This window comes from Ruegeria sp. CDSC079 (genome assembly GCF_059610505.1).
The window spans coordinates 607,792-623,364 of sequence record NZ_JBXWNT010000001.1 but is presented as its reverse complement, the minus strand read 5'-3'; the positions used below and the strand labels follow the sequence as shown (position 1 = coordinate 623,364).

Annotated in this window: 15 protein-coding genes; 11 read left to right on the top strand and 4 right to left on the bottom strand. The window is 58.4% G+C overall.

Translation table 11 applies throughout. From position 1 onward, the window contains the following. Nucleotides 1–12 precede the first annotated feature (12 nt). The 4 genes from AC2FIC_RS03160 (at nt 13) to AC2FIC_RS03145 (ending at nt 4,098) form a co-directional block, all read left to right on the top strand. On the top strand, nt 13–1,449 hold the full coding sequence (locus tag AC2FIC_RS03160; RefSeq protein WP_496690681.1) for a Do family serine endopeptidase: 1,437 nt from the start codon (nt 13–15) through the stop codon (nt 1,447–1,449). A 183-nt stretch (nt 1,450–1,632) separates the two neighbouring features. Next, entirely contained in the window at nt 1,633–2,313 is a 681-nt protein-coding gene (locus tag AC2FIC_RS03155; RefSeq protein ID WP_142634264.1) for a response regulator transcription factor, read from the top strand. After that, complete coding sequence (locus AC2FIC_RS03150) at nt 2,306–3,676, top strand: sensor histidine kinase (protein ID WP_496690682.1); 1,371 nt, start codon at nt 2,306–2,308, stop codon at nt 3,674–3,676. Before AC2FIC_RS03155 ends, AC2FIC_RS03150 begins: the two co-directional genes overlap by 8 nt. Nucleotides 3,677–3,750: 74 nt before the next feature. Further along, nucleotides 3,751–4,098 (top strand): TfoX/Sxy family protein, encoded by a 348-nt coding sequence (locus AC2FIC_RS03145; protein ID WP_496687709.1) that lies wholly within the window; start codon nt 3,751–3,753, stop codon nt 4,096–4,098. 54 nt (nt 4,099–4,152) lie between these two features. Here AC2FIC_RS03145 and ndk read toward each other — a convergent pair whose 3' ends face one another. Together ndk and AC2FIC_RS03135 are read right to left on the bottom strand one after the other, a co-directional pair. Then, nucleotides 4,153–4,575 carry a nucleoside-diphosphate kinase gene (gene ndk, locus AC2FIC_RS03140; protein WP_142634270.1) on the bottom strand — a complete coding sequence of 141 codons (423 nt, stop codon included), beginning with the start codon at nt 4,573–4,575 and terminating at the stop codon, nt 4,153–4,155. Between the two features lie 116 nt (nt 4,576–4,691). Beyond that, nucleotides 4,692–5,894, bottom strand: a complete 1,203-nt coding sequence (locus AC2FIC_RS03135) for a multidrug effflux MFS transporter (RefSeq protein WP_496690683.1) — start codon at nt 5,892–5,894, stop codon at nt 4,692–4,694. A 106-nt stretch (nt 5,895–6,000) separates the two neighbouring features. Between AC2FIC_RS03135 and AC2FIC_RS03130 the strand changes: the two genes are divergently transcribed. From AC2FIC_RS03130 to AC2FIC_RS03100, 7 genes are all read left to right on the top strand, one after another. Further along, the gene (locus AC2FIC_RS03130) at nt 6,001–7,854 is read left to right on the top strand and encodes an ABC-F family ATP-binding cassette domain-containing protein (protein WP_496690684.1); all 1,854 of its coding nucleotides are present in this window, start codon (nt 6,001–6,003) and stop codon (nt 7,852–7,854) included. Further along, nucleotides 7,851–8,471: a MarC family protein gene (locus AC2FIC_RS03125; protein WP_142634274.1), complete on the top strand. Its 621-nt coding sequence runs from the start codon at nt 7,851–7,853 to the stop codon at nt 8,469–8,471. Before AC2FIC_RS03130 ends, AC2FIC_RS03125 begins: the two co-directional genes overlap by 4 nt. A 40-nt stretch (nt 8,472–8,511) precedes the next feature. Beyond that, complete coding sequence (locus AC2FIC_RS03120; RefSeq protein ID WP_142634277.1) at nt 8,512–9,093, top strand: retropepsin-like aspartic protease family protein; 582 nt, start codon at nt 8,512–8,514, stop codon at nt 9,091–9,093. A gap of 48 nt (nt 9,094–9,141) precedes the next feature. Further along, on the top strand, nt 9,142–9,768 hold the full coding sequence (locus tag AC2FIC_RS03115) for an ImuA family protein (protein WP_496690685.1): 627 nt from the start codon (nt 9,142–9,144) through the stop codon (nt 9,766–9,768). Between the two features lie 61 nt (nt 9,769–9,829). Next, nucleotides 9,830–11,044, top strand: coding sequence for an MFS transporter (locus AC2FIC_RS03110; RefSeq protein ID WP_496690686.1), 1,215 nt, complete (start codon nt 9,830–9,832; stop codon nt 11,042–11,044). Further along, complete coding sequence (locus tag AC2FIC_RS03105) at nt 11,041–11,637, top strand: YceI family protein (RefSeq protein ID WP_496690687.1); 597 nt, start codon at nt 11,041–11,043, stop codon at nt 11,635–11,637. Before AC2FIC_RS03110 ends, AC2FIC_RS03105 begins: the two co-directional genes overlap by 4 nt. A 70-nt stretch (nt 11,638–11,707) precedes the next feature. Next, the gene (locus AC2FIC_RS03100) at nt 11,708–12,931 is read left to right on the top strand and encodes an MFS transporter (protein ID WP_271946650.1); all 1,224 of its coding nucleotides are present in this window, start codon (nt 11,708–11,710) and stop codon (nt 12,929–12,931) included. 33 nt (nt 12,932–12,964) lie between these two features. On the opposite strand, the gene AC2FIC_RS03095 is transcribed toward AC2FIC_RS03100, so the two are convergent. Both AC2FIC_RS03095 and AC2FIC_RS03090 read right to left on the bottom strand, forming a co-directional pair. Then, entirely contained in the window at nt 12,965–14,635 is a 1,671-nt protein-coding gene (locus tag AC2FIC_RS03095) for a flotillin family protein (RefSeq protein ID WP_496690688.1), read from the bottom strand. A 34-nt stretch (nt 14,636–14,669) separates the two neighbouring features. Beyond that, nucleotides 14,670–15,386 (bottom strand): OB-fold-containig protein, encoded by a 717-nt coding sequence (locus AC2FIC_RS03090; RefSeq protein WP_496690689.1) that lies wholly within the window; start codon nt 15,384–15,386, stop codon nt 14,670–14,672. Nucleotides 15,387–15,573 lie beyond the last annotated feature (187 nt).

Here is a 15,573-nt window from a genome sequence, read left to right as displayed (position 1 = left end):
CAGGAGACCAAAATGAGCATCCGTAAATCCTCTCTTCTTATGCCACGCACATCAAACTGGATAGGCGTCTCAGCGCTGAGTGCGGCATTATTGGCGACGACCGCCCTGCCCTCGAAAGCTGACGAAGCGCTGGCTGATTTAGTTGAGAGCGTGTCACCTTCTGTCGTGACCATCATCGCGGAACAAAACGCCGCCAAGGGCCCGGAAAATGGACAGCAGTTTGATTTCGAAGGCCAACCATTCGGTGAATTCTTCAAACGCTTTGGCGTGCCTGAAGGGTTCGATGCCCCCCGTCGTGGTCCTTCTCAGGGTTTGGGGTCAGGTTTTGTACTGGATGAAGCCGGGTACATCATTACGAACCATCACGTGGTCGACGATGCAGCGACCGTGACCGTGCGCCTGAATGATGACCGAACTTTTGAGGCTGAGGTGATCGGTACCGACCCGTTGACCGATATCGCGGTTCTCAAGATCGACGCGGGCGAGCCACTTCAGGCCGTAGAGCTTGGCAATAGCGATGTGATCCGTGTGGGCGAGGATGTTGTCGCCATCGGGAACCCGTTTGGCCTCAGCTCGACCGTGACGACCGGGATTGTATCGGCCAAGGACCGCAATATTTCGCAGGGACCTTATGCCGAGTTCATCCAGACGGATGCGGCCATCAACAAAGGCAATTCCGGTGGCCCGCTGTTCAACATGGATGGTGAGGTTATCGGCGTGAACTCGGCCATCTATTCCCCGAGCGGTGGGTCGGTCGGGTTGGGTTTTGCCGTCACGTCGAACATTGTGGACCATATTGCCGCGGATCTGCGCGATGATGGCCAGGTCAGCCGCGGTTGGCTGGGTGTGTCAATCCAGAATGTCAGCCCTCAGATCGCTGCGGCGATGGGAATTGATGCCTCAAACGGCGCATTGGTTTCGGACGTTGTAGCCAACAGCCCTGCCGAAGGCATCCTGGAACAGGGCGACGTCATCCTGACCTTTAACGGCGAACCCGTCGAGTCCAGCAGCGACCTGCCGATCCTTGTCGGGACTACCAAGGTTGGAACAGAAAGCACGCTTACAGTTTTACGCAATGGCAGTGAGCAAGACATAAAGTTGACGATCGGACAGCATCAGTCCGCATCGGCCGAAATGGACAAGTCAGTGGATGAAGGCATTTCGGGCACCGCCCTGGGCGTCACCGTTGCACCACTAACAGAAACCAACCGTGCGGAACTGGGCGTGGCCGAGAATATTGACGGTGTGATCGTCACGGACCTGAAACCGGACAGCCCTGCAGCGAAAGCCGGTCTTCAGCGTGGCGACGTGATCGTGAAGCTGGGCAACCAGGATACGGCCACACCTGGCGCGCTGAAAGAAGCGCTGGACAGCGAAAAAACCGATCCCGCGCTTGTCCTGATCAACCGTGGCGGCAACCAGATCTTTGTTGCGGTGGAAATCGCCTGATCGAACACCTGCGCGCGCCACGTGATGGGGAGATCTGGCGGGCGCCTCTCTGGCATGATTGAATTGTCCGCAATCTGCCGGAGCAGCCGGGTGCGCAACGACGCACCCGGCATCTAAACCGGTCAAATCTTGTACTTTGTTTGAAAAATTGTGTTTAAGTTCCGGTAGAAAGGATTTCAGATCATGAGCCGACGCCTGTTGATCGTTGAAGATGATGAAGACACCCGGGAATTCATAGCAAAAGGGTTCAGCGAGGAAGGATATGTCGTCGAACAGGCCGCGGATGGGCGCGAAGGGCTGTATCACGCCACAGATGGTGGCTTTGACGCCATCGTTCTGGACCGAATGCTGCCCGGTCTAGACGGCCTGTCACTGATCAAATCCATGCGCGCCGCGGGTCTGAAAACTCCGGTTCTGATGTTGACCGCAATGAGCGCGGTCGATGAGAGAGTCAAAGGCCTGAGGGCCGGTGCAGATGATTATCTGGTCAAACCGTTCTCTTTTCAGGAACTGCATGCGCGGATCGAAGCTCTGTTAAGACGCCCGCAGGAATCTGAGGAAAACCCGACCCTGACCTGCCGCGATCTGGATATGGATTTGCTGACCCGCAAAGTCACCCGCAACGGGCGAGAGATTACCCTGACACCGCGTGAATTTCAGATTTTGGAATTCTTCCTGAGACGCAAGAACCGCGTGGTGTCACGCACTATGTTGCTGGAAGGTGTCTGGGATTATCATTTCGACCCGAACACCAATGTGGTTGACGTCCATATCTCGAAACTGCGCCGCCAATTGGATGAAGGCGGAGAGATCCCGTTGATTGAAACAGTCCGGGGCGCAGGTTACATGATATCTGATGGATAACCTGCGGCTTTCGTTCAATAATTCCAGAACACGTTTGGTTCTGGCCAGCATGGTTCTGAGCACATTGCTGACAGCCACCGTGCTGGCCCTTGTCTATGTCACCGCAAATCGCAGTATCGAAAGCGAAACCCGCTCGGTGGTTTCCGCGGAATTGACCGGTCTGGCCGATGAATACGAAAGGCGCGGGCTCATCGGTTTGCTGACAGCCATCGAACGCCGTATTCCCACCGCCTCTGAACGGGATGCCCTTTACTTATTGACCGACCGCAACGGGTCGAAATTGGCTGGCAACCTGAGGCAATGGCCCGATGACATCACTGCCGGAAGTGGTTGGGTCCAACTTGAGCTGCGACGCTCGGACAGCGAACAGCTGGTGCCAATCTCGGCTGCATCCATTCGTCTGCCGGGCGGAGAACGCCTGCTTGTCGGGCGGGATGCGTTGGCACGACAGCAGTTTGACCGTGTTCTTTTACGCTCGGTCGGCTTCGCGCTGGCAATCGCGCTGGCGCTGAGCGTCCTGACAGGCTGGCTGTTTACCAGGCTCGTCTTTTCGCGCTTGTCTGACATCGCCTCGACCGCAGAAAATATCGTTTCAGGCGACCTGTCGCGCAGGATGCCCTTGCGCGGGACCGGTGATGAATTCGATCAAGTTTCAGGTACGCTCAATACGATGTTGGACCGGATCGAGGAGTTGGTCAGCAATCTACGGACGACCTCGAATTCGATCGCGCATGATCTACGCTCTCCTTTGTCGCGGTTGAAACAGCGGGTCGAATCCCTGTCAGATAGCCGCAAATCCGAACAGGATCGCGAAATCGACATCGCGCGCGCGACGACCGAGGTTGATCATGTCCTGCGGGTTCTGGGCCAACTGACTGAGATTTCGCGTGCCGAAGCAGGTGTCGGGCGAGAGCAGTTCGAAGATGTCGACCTTAAGCAACTCGTGGCGGACGTGGTCGAGCTCTATGATCCGGTTGCCACGGATCAGGGCGTAACACTTGAAGTTACAGGGTCAACTGCCCCCCTTCCCGGCCACCGCCCCCTTTTGTCTCAGGCACTGTCCAACCTGTTAGAAAATGCTCTGCGATACGCGCCTGATGGTTCGACCATCACGATCAATATTGCGGATGACGGCCTGTATACCAACCTCAGCGTGCGGGATCACGGCCCCGGTGTACCACAGGACGATCTGGCCCGCCTGCAGATGCCCTTTGTGACACTTGATCCCGCCCGGACCGAGCGCAATGCAGGTCTGGGCCTGGCTTTGGTCGCAGCGATATCGCATATGCACAAAGGCATGTTCGACGCCCGCAACTGTGATCCGGGCCTTGAAGCTACTATTCGTCTTTCGCGCAAACCCTGATCCGGTAATCATGAACCGCAAAGGTAAAAAAGGATCGGGTGACAGTAATTCTGACACCGGTTAAAACGTCGATTATGTCTGACCCGATCTCAACTATCCGTAATCTCGGCCCGGCCTATGAACAGGCTTGTGCGCGTGCCGGTATCCACTCGGCCCAGCAACTGCGCGAGATAGGCCCCGACGCGGCCTATGCAAAACTTTTGCAGGCAGGATCGCGCCCTCATTTCATCGGCTATTATGTTTTGGTGATGGGGCTGCAAGGCCGCCCCTGGAACGATTGCAAAGGCGAAGAGAAAAAGGCCCTGCGGCAAAGGTTCGACGCAATCAAAGCCAGCAACAGCACTGCGCCGCAAACGAAGATGATCGCCGACTTGGATGCGATCGGCGTCCGGATATCTTCGGACGACTTGAAACCCGCATAGGAAAAGCCGCCCCCGACCCCGGGAGCGGCTTTATAGGCTTGATCTTAAAACAGATTAGCCGACCAGTTCGATGCCCGAGAAGAAATAGGCGATCTCAACCGCTGCGGTTTCCGGTGCGTCTGAACCGTGGACCGAGTTCTCGCCAACCGATTCAGCGAACTCAGCGCGGATGGTGCCGGGGGCCGCATCTGCGGGGTTGGTTGCGCCCATGACTTCGCGGTTCTTGGCAATGGCGCCTTCGCCTTCCAGAACCTGTACAATAACCGGCTCGGACGACATGAATTCGCACAGTTCGTCATAGAACGGGCGCTCGGCGTGGACGTCATAGAACTTGCCAGCTTGTGCTTTGGTCATGTGAATGCGCTTTTGCGCTACGATGCGCAGACCGGCCTCTTCAAACTTGGCGTTGATCTTGCCAGTCAGGTTGCGGCGGGTTGCATCGGGTTTGATGATCGAGAATGTGCGTTCCAGTGCCATGTCGGCCTCTCCTTAAAATAGGGCGCGGGACCCGCGCCGAAATCCATCGCGGGCCGCGTATCATGGTCTGTAGCTTATGAAAAGTGTTATGATGCCCTGCTCCGGCGCTTTGCCGGTCACAATGTGCCGGGCAACGGGTCCAGACGGTCGATCCTACGAACATAGAGCACGGCCAGAAGGCCGATAAAGCTGCACCCGCACATCATGCCAAGCACAAGAAAGGGTCCGTTTTCCGGGCTGACAAAGGCGCCGGTGATCGTGGTCAGAACCGCCCCCAGCGCAACGATCATTGCACCTGACAGGCCCGCCGCGCTGCCTGCCAGTTTGGGACGAACCGACATCACGCCCGACGATGCATTGGCGTTGGTCAGTCCATTGCCGAAACCGACACAGATGGCCGAGCCGAAAAAGACCCAAACCGTACCAAGCCCGACCCAAAACAGAAGCAGCCCGCAGAGCGGCCCTGCCGTGGCCACATTCCGCCCTATCAGGATCATCGTTGTTAACTGCGTCCGCGCCGCCAATCGGCCAGTGACAAAATTCCCGACCATGAACCCGCCGGTGATAATGCCGATCCCAAGACCCAGCATCGCGGGGCTCAGATCAAACCAAGCAGCTGCAACCAACGGTGCACCGGTGATAAAACTGAAAAAGCCGCCGATCGAAAATGCCGCGCATAGGGCATAACCCCAAAACCTTCGGGCGCGGAACAGATGCGGATATTCCTTCAGCTGCGCCGCGAATGTTGGGGCGCGGTTTATATTGGTCTCTCCCATATCAAACCACAGCAAAGCCAGCAGACCGGTGCCAAGTACGGAATACAGAACAAACCCCGAGCGCCAGCCAAACAGCATGTCCAACGCGCCGCCCAACATCGGTCCCAGCATTGGCGCCAGCGCCATAGCCATTGCGACATAGCCCAGCTTGCTGGCCGCCTCGTTGGGGGGATAGCGGTCTCGGATTGAGGCGCTGGACAGCACAGACCCGGCGACAACCACAGCCTGAACGAGGCGAAAACCCAGAAACACCCAGATTGACCCAGCCAGCACACAGCCGATGGATGCGACCACGAAGATCGACATGCAGATCAACAGGACCGGCCTGCGCCCATATCGATCCGACAGAGGACCCATGATCAGTTGCAGCACAGCAGAAACCGCCAGATATCCCGCAACCGCCAGATTCATAAGGCCGTAATCCACCTGAAAGTCCGCGCTCATATGCGCCAGCGATGGCAGGAACATATTCAGCGTCAGTACCGACAACGCCGTGGCAAAGACCAGCGTGACCAACGACGGAGGTGTTCGGGCTGAATGCATGATGGAACCGTGTGAAAACTTCAGGCAAATCAGCGCTAACACATCGAATGCCGGTTGAACATGCAAGCTGCTGGCGGCGGCATAAAGGCTCTGCTAAGAGCAGCATATGTTACGGATTCAAGACATCACCTATGCCGTTGAAGGCCGCCCTTTGTTCGAGGGCGCAAGCGCAACCATCCCCGATGGCCACAAGGTTGGACTAGTGGGGCGCAATGGCACCGGCAAGACCACCCTGTTTCGCTTGATCCGGGGGGAACTGGCGCTGGAATCGGGCAGTATCGCTGTCCCGAAACGGGCGCGTATTGGTGGCGTGGCGCAAGAGGTGCCCTCGTCCGAGGCCTCACTGATCAATACCGTTCTGGCCGCCGATACCGAGCGCAGCGCGTTGATGACTGAAGCCGATAGTGCCACGGACCCCGGACGCATCGCCGATATTCAGACCCGGCTGGCCGATATAGACGCCTGGTCGGCCGAAGCGCGCGCAGCCTCGATCCTCAAAGGGTTGGGGTTCGATGACGAGGATCAACTGAAACCCTGTTCGGACTTTTCCGGCGGCTGGCGCATGCGCGTCGCGCTAGCAGCGGTGCTGTTCTCGCAGCCTGATCTGTTGCTGCTGGACGAACCGACCAACTATCTGGATCTGGAAGGCGCGCTGTGGCTGGAAAGCTATCTGGCGAAATATCCGCACACGGTGATCATCATCAGCCATGACCGCGGCTTGCTGAACCGCGCTGTGGGGTCGATCCTGCATCTGGAAGACCGCAAGCTGACCTATTACGCGGTGCCTTACGACAAATTCGCCGAACGCCGTGCTGAACGTCTGGCACAGGCGGAATCGGAAAACGCCAAGGCGAAGGCGCGCATCGCGCATCTGCAAAGCTTCGTGGATCGCTTTCGCTATAAGGCGTCCAAAGCAGTTCAGGCCCAGTCGCGCCTGAAGATGATCGAACGCATTCAGTTGGTCTCGACCCCGCAAGAGGCTGCTCTGCGCGCTTTTTCCTTCCCAGAACCCGAAGAACTGTCGCCCCCGATCATTCAGATCGAAGGCGGTGTGACGGGATACGGCGAGACCGAGGTGCTGCGCAGACTGAACCTGCGCATTGATCAGGATGACCGTATCGCGCTGCTGGGCAAGAACGGTCAGGGCAAATCGACCCTGTCCAAGCTGCTGTCTGATCGTCTGCCGTTGATGGCTGGCAAGATGAGCCGCAGCACCAAGCTGCGCATCGGCTATTTTGCACAGCATCAGGTGGATGAGCTGCATGTGGACGAGACGCCCTTGGATCATCTGCGCCGATTGCGCCCGAATGAAGCACCGGGCAAGTGGCGCTCGCGTTTGGCCGGGTTCGGATTGAATACCGATCAGGCAGAAACCAAGGTCGGGCGGCTGTCCGGCGGTCAAAAGGCGCGCCTGTCGCTGCTGCTTGCCACCATCGACGCCCCGCATATGCTGATTCTGGACGAACCGACCAACCATCTGGACATCGAAAGCCGCGAGGCGCTGGTTGAGGCATTGACCGCCTATTCCGGGGCCGTAGTGCTGGTCAGTCATGACATGCACCTACTGTCGCTGGTGGCGGACCACCTCTGGCTGGTCTCGGACGGATCCGTCAAACAGTTTGACGGGGATCTGGAATCTTATCGGTCCCTTCTGCTGGGCCGCGACAAACCTGTTAAGGAAAAGCCGCTGACGGCCAAGCCCAAACGCCCATCACGCGAGGTGGTTCTGACCCTGCGCGCCGATCTGCGCAAATGTGAGGAACGGATCGAGAAATTGACGGATATGCACGAAAAGCTCTCGGCCAAACTGGCGGACCCCAGTTTGTATGAAGACGACAAGATCAACGACCTGGCAATCTGGAACCGGAAATTTGCCGAGGTGGTCAAGGCCATGCAAAAAGCCGAGGCACTTTGGGTGGTTGCAGCAGAGCGGCTGGAACAGGCAGAGACCGCAGCATGATGGATACAGCCTTTCTCATCACCTCGTTTACAACATTGCTTGTGGTCATTGATCCGCCAGCACAAACGCCGATCTTTGTGGCCCTGACACAAGGCATGGATCGGCATGCGCGTTATACAATAGCGGTGCGCGCCTGTCTGACAGCGGCTGGGATTCTGGCCATGTTCGCCGCATTCGGCGAGGCGGTTCTGGGCTTTATTGGCATCTCGATGGAGGCGTTCCGCGTTGCGGGCGGAGTTCTGTTGTTCCTCACAGCGCTGGACATGCTGTTCGAACGGCGCACCAAGCGGCGCGAAAACAGCGCCGAAGAAGAAGAGCATCCTGATCCTTCGGTATTTCCGCTGGGTATTCCCCTGATTGCAGGACCCGGCGCGATTGCCACAATGATCCTGCTGGCCGGGCAGCATCCGGGCATAGAGGGTCTGGCCGTGGTGATCGGCATGATGCTGATCGTAGTGGCGATGGTGTTCGTCACCTACCTGTCTTCAGGCGCGGTGGCACGAATTCTGGGCAAGACCGGGCTGAATGTGCTGACCCGCCTGTTGGGCATGCTGCTGGCGGCCTTGTCAGTTCAGTTTATCTTGGATGGGCTAAAAGCCTTTGGATTTGCGTCATAAATCCCCATATTGGATTCGAGTGACGCAGTAAGGTAGCGGTATGGACGGCGACAGCATTGCAAATCTGGCCTATCTTGGATTGCTGGGCGCAGCGGTCGTGGCCTGGTTTATCTCTCAGAACCGGCAAAGCCTGAACAAAACGTTGCAACAGGCTCTGGCCTGGGTGTTTATTTTTATCGGTATCATTGCCGCCTATGGACTGTGGGGCGATATCCGCAGCACTGTGGGCCCTGCCCCGCAGATGACCGTGACCGGAGAAAGCATCGAGGTGCCGCGCGCCTATGACGGGCATTACTATCTACCGGTTCTGGTCAATGGAGAGCCCATCACCTTTTTGGTCGATACCGGCGCCAGCCAGATTGTGTTGAACGAGGCGGATGCAAGACGCATCGGTGTTGACCCCGATCAGCTGAACTATTTCGGGCGGGCCCTGACGGCCAATGGCGAGGTGCGCACCGCCCCGATACGGCTGGACAGCCTTGAACTGGGGCCGATCACGGATCGCAATGTCTCGGCCTGGGTGAATGAAGGGGCGCTGGATCAGTCCTTGCTGGGCATGGATTACCTGCACCGGTTCTCGAATATTCAATTCGCGGATGGGCGTCTGATCCTGTCGCGCTGATGCCCTCTCGATATTGAGAACATAATAAGAACATGCTAGAGTAATAGCATGTCCACACATCTTCTTGGCCGCAAGCCTGCACGACAAATGGCGGGGCTGCAGCTCCATCCGCAGATCACTCTGCAACTGGCCCGCGTGCACGAGGCCTGCGGCCCCGCCCGGCGCAGCTTTGCCATGTGGTTGGCCGGTCAGGCACAGGGGCCGGTGTTGTGGATTTCCCCCGCGTGGGAGGCCAGCCAGTTGCACCCGGGTGGGATGATGGCCTTTGCCGATCCTGCTCGGTTCCTGTTTGCCCGCCCCAACCATGCCGAGGACCTGCTGTGGTGCATGGAAGAAGCGTTGCGCAGCGGGGCAACCCCACTGGTGATCTGCGATCTGCCCGAGGCGCCCGGCCTGACGCCGGTCCGACGGATGCATCTGGCCGCGGAACAAGGCGGCACGATGGGGCCAGCCCCGCTGGGCCTGTTACTGACCCCTGGCGATGGCGGCGCACAGGGGGTTGAAACCCGCTGGCACATGGCTGCGGATCATCACGCCGGGGTTCCCTGCTGGACCCTGACCCGCCGTCGCGCCCGCGCCCTGCCCCCGGTCAGCTGGCAGGCCACCCAGACCAAGCCACATGCCGGGCTGAACCTGACGCGGATCAAGGCCCAAGATGTGTATTGGGGGGAATAAGTTACGCGGCTCACGGCACTTGTGACTAGCCAAGTGCCACATCCAACCCTAGCGTTCCGGTATGAGCCATCCAATCCATGACAGCCGCTATTCTTGGCTTCGCCTTCTGATCACCCTCGCAATCGCTACGGTGGCGAATGTGGGCATGTGGGCGGTAATCGTCGTGATGCCCGCGATCGAGGCGCAATTCAGCGCCGGTCGGGCCGAAGCCTCATTTCCCTATGTCTTGTCGATGATCGGGTTTGCACTGGGGAACATGTGGCTGGGGCAACTGGTTGATCGGTTGGGCGTGACCAAGGCACTGATCGGTGCCGCCCTTCTGAGCGCGGTCAGCTATCTGTTGGCAACATGGGCGCCGAATATGCTGCTCTTGTCACTGGCCCATCTGCTGTTGGGGTTGGGCACGGCTGTTGGTTTTGGCCCTCTGATCGCGGACATCTCACACTGGTTCATGAAACGCCGCGGGATTGCGGTGGCGTTGGTTGCCAGTGGAAACTACCTGTCCGGGGCGATCTGGCCAACGCTTCTGTCAGGCATCCTTGCACGTGAGGGATGGCAGCAGGTCTATCTGACGCTGGCGGTCATAACGCTGCTCGTTGTCATACCCCTGTCTCTGCTGCTGCGCCGGCAAGTCCCGATCGAGGCCCATCAGACCGCCGCCGCCAATGCGCAGATCAACGCGCGCAGCGTGGGAATATCGCCGCGCAGCTTGCAATACGTTCTTGGTCTGGCCGGAATCGGCTGTTGCGTGGCCATGTCGATGCCGCAGGTCCATATCGTGTCCTACTGCGTCGGGCTCGGATATGGCCCGGCGGTCGGAGCCGAGATGCTCTCGCTGATGTTGCTGGGCGGCGTGGTCAGCCGAGTGATCTCGGGGTTGGTCGCCGACAAGCTGGGCGGGTTGATGACATTGCTGGTCGGCTCTTTCCTGCAATGTATCGCCCTATTTCTGTTCCTTCCCTATGACGGGATGGCCTCACTTTACATTATCAGCCTCATGTTCGGTCTGGCGCAGGGCGGCATTGTCCCCAGCTATGCGCTCGTCGTACGTGAATATATGCCCCCGCAAGAGGCCGGAGCACGCGTTGGCTTTGTCATGATGATGACCATCATGGGCATGGCACTGGGCGGATGGATGTCCGGGTGGATTTACGACTTAACCGGAAATTATCAACTGGCCTTTATCAATGGCATCCTCTGGAACGGGCTGAACATCGCTATCCTGCTGATGTTGCTAAGGCGATCACGGCCCCGCAGGCTGGAGGTCATGATATGACCCAACTGACAAGGCGCGCTGTACTGTCCGGGTTGACCACCCTTCCATTTGCGCACCCGGCTCTGGCCGGGTTGCGTCCCTATGAACTGGTCCACAATGGCACTTCCGTAGATTTTACGTTCGAGCTGTCCGGAATCACACAGTCCGGAACCATGCCGATACGATCTGCAGATATCCGAATTGACATGACCGACCTGGCCAACAGCCGGGTGGATGTTTCGCTGAACGTTGCCAAGGCGCGCACCAACCTGCCCTTTGCCCGCAAACCCATGCTCAGCGCTGGGGTTCTAGACGCCACAGGATTTCCCACAATTCATTTCACCTCGACCGATATTCAGCTTGGCAACGGTGGACGTATCTCGAACGGGGCCGAGATCACAGGAGATCTGACCTTGCGTGGTGTAACGCGACCAATCACATTGCGCGCCAATATTTTTCGCCCGCCCGGCAGCGCCCGAGACAACTTGAATAACCTCTCCGTCCAACTCAGCGGTTCACTGAACCGTCACGAATTTGGCGCCTCGGGTTATTCCGACCTCGTAAAGGAAACTGTTGGCCTTGATATCCGGGCCAAGATCAAAAAGACTGGATAGATCAAAAACGACGCCACAAAGTCGATAAGCCGCGCGCACCGCGCTGGAAATATCGCAATCTGAGCCCATCATGCGCACGATCATTTCCTTTGCCGCCCTATTTCTTTCCGTCATTCTGCTTCAACTGTCCACCGGTGGCGTTGGCCCGCTGGATGCGATTTCCGGCCTGACCCTGAATTTCACCACCGGGCAAATTGGTCTGTTGGGCTCGGCCCATTTCGTTGGCTTCTTTGTGGGATGCTGGTGGGCCCCGCGCCTGATGGGAAGCGTCGGCCATTCGCGGGCATTTGCCGTTTGCACAGCTTTGGGCGCAATGGGGTTGCTGGGGCACACCCTGACGGACAACGCTTATATCTGGGCGGCCCTTCGAATCGCGTCAGGCGCCTGTGTCGCCGGGTGCTACACAGTGATCGAGGCCTGGCTGAACGCAAAAGTCACGAATGAGACGCGCGGGCGCGCCATGGGCACCTATCGCATCGTCGATATGGGCGCGTCCCTCTGCGCCCAGCTGATCATCGCAGTTCTGCCACCAGCATCATATGTCTCGTATAACTTGCTGGCGATCCTGTGCTGCGCTGCCCTGTTGCCGCTAACACTGACCCGCGCCAGCCAGCCCGAAACGCCCGACGCCCCGCGCTTGCGCCCGAAACTGGCCTGGAACAGCTCTCCTCTGGCGGTGGCCGGGGTGGTGGTTGCCGCGTTAAGCTCGGCGTCCTTTCGGATGGTCGGCCCTGTTTACGGGCAAGAGGTTGGGCTTGGCGTCGATCAGATCGCGTTTTTCCTGGCGTCTTTCGTGCTGGGCGGCGCGTTGGCGCAATATCCGATGGGATGGCTGGCCGATAAATACGACAGGCGCTGGGTACTGATCTGGCTTTCGGTTGCCGCCGTCCTAAGCTGCGGTGTGACCATGGCCGCCGGCAACACCGGAACCGTCGGCGTCATGCTGGCCGCGTGTTTGTTCGGCTTTACGACCTTCCCGATTTTCTCAGTTTCATCCGCGCACGCCAATGACTTTGCCACAACCGAACAACGGGTCGAGCTCTCTGCCGCGCTGATGTTCTGGTATGCGCTGGGTGCGATTGCCTCGCCTTACGTGTCATCCACTTTGATCCAATCCTTTGGACCCGGCGCGCTTTTTGCCTTTGTGGCACTTGGCCACGTGTTCCTGATCATCTTTGGTCTGGCGCGGATGCGGTCGCGGCCAACACCCGAGGAACGCACCAGCTATGTCTATTCACCGCGAACCTCGTTTACCATCGGGCGCTTGCTGAAACGATCCCGCGAGGAACGATAGAAAAAGGGCCGGGAAAATCCCGGCCCTTTCGTTTTAGTGTTCGGTGTGAGGTTCCTTGTCGACAACTTCGACCTCTTTCACCGGATCAACCGTCGGCTCTAGCGCGCCGTTGACGATGCCCCCGACCCCGTTTTCCATCGACAGGCCCAGCTCTTCGCCCAGCTTTTTCAGCGCGGGCATCTGCACGGCCATACCCATGATCGAATCCAGCGCCTGGTTCACCACCGGCTTGTCGCCATTGGCGCCTCCGCCACCACCGGCGGCACCGATCCCGCCAACCTGGTGGATCTTGATCGAGTCGATCTTTTCGGCAGGTTTGACCATTTCCGCAATGATCGTCGGCATCGCTTCAATCCGGGCCAGATCAACCTTCAGGCGGATCTGATCAACGGACAGGGCATTGTCAGCCTCGACAATCGCGCGCTTACCTTCCGCTTCGGCCAGCATGTCGTTCTTCTTGGCCTCGGCGCGAATATTCAGCGCATCCGCTTCGGCTTGCGCCTCTTCACGGCGGGCTTCGGCGCGGTCGGCGGCAGCTTCTTTCTCGGCCTGGGCGGCCAGACGGATGGCTGTGGCCTGACGTTCAGCCTCACGCGTCGCTTCGATCAGCACGATCTGCTTCTGACGCTCGGCCTCGGCCACCTGACGGGCGGTAACCACTGCTTCGGTCGCTTTGGTCGCCTCAGCGCGGGCCAGATCGGCAGACGCACGGGCGCGGCTTTCCTCTTCGGATTTCTGCGCGATGATGATCTGACGCTCTTGCTCGGCAACCTCTAATTCGCGCTCTTTCGAGATCTCGGCCTCACGGATTTTACGCTCGCGCTCGATATCGGCGCCACGAATGGCTTCTTCACGGGCAATCCGGGCACGTTCGGTTTCACGCACCGAATCCTCGGTCCGCGCGGCGATCTCGGCCTCTTGCGCCACGCGCAGGGTTTCGATCTGTTGCGTCTGTTCGATGCGGGCCTGCTCTTCGTCCTTGTCGATCAACAGCTTTTGACGCTGAGCTTCCATGGCAGCACGGCGCACTTCTACCTCGGCATCCGCATCAATCTGCGCGCGCTCTTTTTTCGAGGTCGCAATCACCTCGGCCAGCTTGCGCATACCCACGGCGTTAAAGGCGTTGTTCTCATCCAGCGCTTCGAACGGCGTCTGGTCCAACGCGGTCAGCGAGACCGATTCCAGCGACAGGCCGTTTTTCAACAGGTCTTCGGAGACCGCATTCTGCACCTCTTGCACAAAGTCAGCGCGGTTTTCGTGCAGACCGTCCATGGTCATCTGCGCGGCCACGGCGCGCAGACCGTCGATCAGTTTGCCTTCGATCATCTCACGCAGTTGTTCGATATCGAATGTGCGGGCGCCCAGGGTTTGGGCGGCACGTGCGATGCCTTCGTCCGTAGCCATCACCGAGACATAAAACTCGACACCTACATCGACACGCATCCGGTCTTTCGTGATCAGGGCAGCCTCAGCGCTGCGTTGAACTTCAAGGCGCAGCGTTTTCATGTTTACTGGGCTGACTTCGTGCAGAAGGGGGATAACCCAAGCGCTACCGTCCATAATAACTTTCTTGCCGCCAGCACCAGTCTTAACAAGACTGATCTCGCGGGTGGTCCGTCGGTACAACCGTTTCAAAACCAATCCAATTAACACTAGTATCGATAAAACGGTCGCAACAATAATGATCAGGAGTTCAAGTCCCATGCAAAATCCTCCAAGATTGGGGTTTGAAATTTAGTTAGTCTGACAAGCCGACCAGAACGAACCGGTCGCGCCGTCGGTCGCGCAGGACAAGCACTTCGGTGCCTTGTTCCAGCGTATCCTTGTCCTGCAGGGGCTCAGCGCGCAGGTAATGCGCATTGCCAAAGCGGTCCATGACCCGCACTTCGGCCGGGCGGCCTCGGGATGCCGTCCCTTGCGAGATGAAACCGCGACGGCGGGCCAGCATCCGTTCTGACATCGCCTCGGTCTCGGTTTTCGGCAGCAGGCGGGCAAAGACCGCGCTAAAGCCACGCGCAAACCAGATGCCAAAGGCCCCGGCCGGGATCGCGGCCATCCATGAGGGCAGATCAAAGCCCATCACATCACGCAGGCCCAGCTGCAGACCGATGCCCGACAGGCCGAAGCCAGCCAGCAGAACCACCAGCCAGATCATGAACGGCACTTTGCCAAAGCCCAGCCAGCTTGCAGGACCGTCCGAGGCCACAACCGGCGTTTCCGCCGCGACCTCGGCCAGCTCGAACTCACCCAGATCGACATCCGCGTCCAGATCAAGTTCGAAATCACCAATGTCCAATTCCGGAGCGTCAACCACATCAAGGTCAACCTCGCCCTCACCCGCCATCAGGCTTCCACCCAGCAACAGCGCCACCAGTTCCAGCCCCAAAAGGCCAAACAACAGCGCAATCGCAATGGTAAAGGGCACAAATGCACCCTCGAGTAGAAAACTGAGCATCAGTGGGCTGTCTCCGTAATTGTATACTATGGTATGCAGTAAATATGGGGAGTCATGACAAAGTTTCAAGAGGTTGTGATTCTATATTTCAACCTATGGGTAATTAACATGGTGACACAGCGGCAGTCGGGAAATCCGTTCTTTGGGGTTTTTTCGGTGCCTGGGGCCGGAAAGTGGCATCCGGGCA